Genomic DNA, 3,065 nt, shown 5'->3' with positions numbered 1-3,065 from the left:
GCCTCGGCGAGCGCCCGCGCATGGGCCTGGCGGTTGTGTTCCGCGTCGGCGTCGGGGTCCGGCTCGAAGTCGATCTGGATGCGTTCGCCTCCCTCGATGAAGGCGTACCCTCCCCACAGCCCGGCCACATAGGGGGCTGCGGCGGTCCTGGTTCAGTGTGCCGGGACAACAGCTCCACCAGGCGCCCCACTGGTCGATGGGCAGTTCGTAGGCCGGTACGTCCCCGTCCACCCAGGCGTCCTCCTGCTGCGGGTCGCCGTGCTCGTCCAGCCCGGAGAGTCCTCGAACAGGTCGGCGCCCTGCAACCGGTGCCCGCGCAGGGCCGCGATGCTGCCCCAGCTGACCGGGGCCCGTCCTCGTCCATGGCCGGGTGCAGGATTCGGGCGTAGGCGGCATAGCCTGCGGGGACCTGGGCGGCGATGGTCCCGGGGGCGGCGCTGTCGATGGCCTGGCGGATCCAGGTCCCGGTCTGGGCGGGAAGATGTGGCATGTCCATGTCACCAGCCTACTGTTTGCGCGGCGACGGCTGTGGGGCCGCCGGCTCGGGGCACCGGTTCCGGCTGGGGGTTCAGTGGTATGTATTAAGTGAGAGTTGTCCCCGAAAAATCTGCAGTAAGGGTTTAGATAGCGATGTTCCTGCCGGATCTGAAATACCCCGTACACGATTTTCGCACCGGAGCATCGATTTTTCGCAGCGCATCGCGGTGATGGCGGTCGTGAACCGCACCCCGGATTCCTTCTTTGACGCCGGGTCAACCTTCGGATTGGATCAGGCCATCGCCGCGGCGATGCAGGCCGTGCAGGACGGGGCGGACTGGGTGGATATTGGCGGGGTGCCCTTCTCCCCCGGCCCGGCACTGTCCTGGCAGGAGGAGGCCGAACGCGTGGTTCCGGTGATCCGGGCAGTGCGTGAGCGCAGCGATGTGCTGATCTCCGCGGATACGTTCCTGCCGCAGGTGGCGCAGGCCGCGATCGAGGCCGGGGCCGATGTCATCAACGACACCACGGGCCTGTCACAACCCGGCATGGCCCAGGTCGTGGCGGACAGCGGCGCCCACCTGGTGCTTACCCATTCACTGGCCAAGCCGCGTACGGTGTACCCGCGCCCGCATTATGCGGACGTGGTCGGTGAGGTGCGAGACTACCTGGCGCGCAAGGTCGAGCTGGCGGTGCAGGCCGGGATCGGTGAGCAGAAGCTGATCATTGACCCGGGGCATGACCTGAACAAGAACACCCGCCATACCCTGGAGCTGACCGGCAACTTCTCCCCCATCGCCGAGCTCGGCTATCCGGCGCTGGCCGCGGTGTCGAACAAGGACTTCATCGGCGAAACCCTCAACCTGCCCAAATCGGAGCGGATGGTCGGTTCGATGGTCTCGGCCACCATGTGCATCATGGGAGGGGCGCGGATCATCAGGATGCACAATATTCCCGAGGCGGTGCAGACCGTGCACCTGATCGAAGCGGCCGCCGGTTGGCGCGCGCCGGCCTACCAGGTCCACAACATGTCGGGCATCAATCCCCCGGCCCACCCCGAACACAGCCGCAACTAGGAGCTATCTGCATGCACGGAATCTTCCCGGAACCCACGCCCGAACTGAGCGACAACCAGCTGCTGGAGCGCTACGCCATCGATCGCCGGCCCTATGTCCGGTTCAACTTTGTCTCCAGCCTGGACGGCAGCGCCCAGGTCGGCGGGGTCTCGGCCGCCTTGGGCAGTGCGGCCGACCAGCGCCTGTTCAAGTTGCTGCGCCGGCAGGCTCGGTGGTGTTGGTGGGGGCCGGAACCGTGCGCGCCGAAGGGTATGACGGACCGCTGGTGGACCCCGAATCCCAGATTTGGCGCGAGGCCAACGGCCTTGGCCGCCACCCGGTGCTGGCGATCTTGAGCAACGGGCTGAACATCTCCCCCACCTCCGCGGTGGTGCGCAACAGCCCGGCCCCGATCCTGCTGTTCACCGCCGTGAACGTGGACCTGCAGACCGCCCGGCACTACCCGCAGCATGTCCAGCTGATCCAGGTCCCACAGTTCAATGGCTGATCAGCGCCACGCACGTGGTCCACGAACTGACCGAACGGGGCCTGGAGTGCATCCACGCCGAAGGCGGTCCCACGATCTTTGGCCAGTTCATCGACCAGCAGATGGTTGATTCACTGTGTCTGAGCATCAGCCGCAGCTCATTGGCGGGCAGGGGGCGCGCATTGCCTCCGGCACCGGGGAACACCCCCAGGCGCTGCAGCTGCATTCTGTGCTGCACGAGGAAGGGATGCTGCTCACCGAATACCGGCGCTCACGTCCATCAGCGACAGACACCCCGGACGCACCGTAACCCTGAAGTCCCCGGTGCCCAGCTGCTCCCCGTCCCCGTAGCTGGTTCCGGCAAATTCCACCCGGGCGGTGCTGAACACCCCGGCACGCCGGTAGCGGTGTTCACGCCCAGTGAGGATCTGCACGATCCGGGGCAGCACCCGGTACAGCGGGGCGGCGGTGACTATCATGCGTCCATGCGCCCGTCATCGTCCCGGGCTGCGGGAAACAGACCGATGCCGCCGCCCAGGGTGCGGATGTTGGCCAGGCTGGCCAGGTACACTCCGCCGTGGAAGGAGAACCCGTCGCGCTGATGCTCAGCTGCCGGGGTTTGATCCGAGGCAGGCACAGCAGCAGCCCCAACCCGTAGCGGGTGGCCCCCAGCCAGCGCGGCAGGGCGTTGGCCGCCTCGTTGACCTGCGCTTCAAAACCGCAGGAGACCGCCCCAAGCACGAAGCGCGTGCGCTGCGGCTCGTTGGCGAAGCTGACCTCCAACACGTCGCTGGTGCGGATCCTGCCGTGACCGGCCAGGAACCCGAGGATCGCCTCCCGGGTGGAGCGCACCGAGGAGGCCCGGCCCATCCGCCACGCGTCGTTGCCGCTGCCGGCCGGAAGAATCCCCATCGGGATGCCCAGGTCGATCAGTGCGGGCAGGCAGGAGTGCACCAGCGTCACCTCCACAATGACCACGCGTCACTGCCGCGCAGCCGGCTGGGCAGTTCACTGCGCGGCACCTGCGAGGTGTCCACCAGCTGCGG

At 67.3% G+C, this 3,065-nt stretch carries 7 protein-coding genes; 3 read left to right on the top strand and 4 right to left on the bottom strand.

The genetic code is table 11. The features are described from left to right. Positions 1-152: 152 nt before the first annotated feature. The gene (locus JCM19049_RS20200; protein WP_279402962.1) at positions 153-305 is read right to left on the bottom strand and encodes a hypothetical protein; all 153 of its coding nucleotides are present in this window, start codon (positions 303-305) and stop codon (positions 153-155) included. 402 nt (positions 306-707) lie between these two features. On the opposite strand from JCM19049_RS20200, the gene folP reads away from it, so the two are divergent. From folP to JCM19049_RS20190, 3 genes are read left to right on the top strand one after another with little or no spacing between them, the layout of a single operon-like run. After that, the gene (folP, locus tag JCM19049_RS10580; RefSeq protein WP_279402963.1) at positions 708-1,553 is read left to right on the top strand and encodes a dihydropteroate synthase; all 846 of its coding nucleotides are present in this window, start codon (positions 708-710) and stop codon (positions 1,551-1,553) included. 11 nt (positions 1,554-1,564) lie between these two features. Next, the gene (locus tag JCM19049_RS20195; RefSeq protein ID WP_279402961.1) at positions 1,565-1,888 is read left to right on the top strand and encodes a hypothetical protein; all 324 of its coding nucleotides are present in this window, start codon (positions 1,565-1,567) and stop codon (positions 1,886-1,888) included. Then, a complete protein-coding gene (locus tag JCM19049_RS20190; protein WP_279402960.1) occupies positions 1,885-2,040 on the top strand; it encodes a hypothetical protein in 156 nt (51 codons plus the stop codon). The genes JCM19049_RS20195 and JCM19049_RS20190 overlap by 4 nt, the downstream gene beginning before the upstream one ends. Here the strand turns inward: JCM19049_RS20190 and JCM19049_RS10570 are convergent. Genes JCM19049_RS10570 through JCM19049_RS10560 form a run of 3 tightly spaced genes read right to left on the bottom strand, consistent with a single transcriptional unit; the run spans position 2,030 to position 2,982 of the window. Continuing rightward, positions 2,030-2,245 (bottom strand): hypothetical protein, encoded by a 216-nt coding sequence (locus tag JCM19049_RS10570; RefSeq protein WP_054821570.1) that lies wholly within the window; start codon positions 2,243-2,245, stop codon positions 2,030-2,032. The genes JCM19049_RS20190 and JCM19049_RS10570 overlap by 11 nt on opposite strands. Positions 2,246-2,273: 28 nt before the next feature. Then, positions 2,274-2,453, bottom strand: coding sequence for a hypothetical protein (locus JCM19049_RS10565; RefSeq protein WP_279402959.1), 180 nt, complete (start codon positions 2,451-2,453; stop codon positions 2,274-2,276). Beyond that, positions 2,431-2,982 carry a hypothetical protein gene (locus JCM19049_RS10560; RefSeq protein ID WP_279402958.1) on the bottom strand — a complete coding sequence of 184 codons (552 nt, stop codon included), beginning with the start codon at positions 2,980-2,982 and terminating at the stop codon, positions 2,431-2,433. The genes JCM19049_RS10565 and JCM19049_RS10560 overlap by 23 nt, the downstream gene beginning before the upstream one ends. Between the last annotated feature and the right edge of the window lie 83 nt (positions 2,983-3,065).

The sequence above is a fragment of the Arthrobacter sp. JCM 19049 genome (genome assembly GCF_001310435.1).
This window is presented reverse-complemented; position numbering and strand designations above follow the sequence as displayed.

Bases quoted from the DNA above. Each gene is read 5' to 3' on its own strand.
- folP (WP_279402963.1), top strand. From the start codon at position 708: ATGGCGGTCGTGAACCGCACCCCGGATTCCTTCTTTGACGCCGGGTCA.
- JCM19049_RS20195 (WP_279402961.1), top strand. From the start codon at position 1,565: ATGCACGGAATCTTCCCGGAACCCACGCCCGAACTGAGCGACAACCAG.
- JCM19049_RS10570 (WP_054821570.1), bottom strand. From the start codon at position 2,245: ATGCAGCTGCAGCGCCTGGGGGTGTTCCCCGGTGCCGGAGGCAATGCG.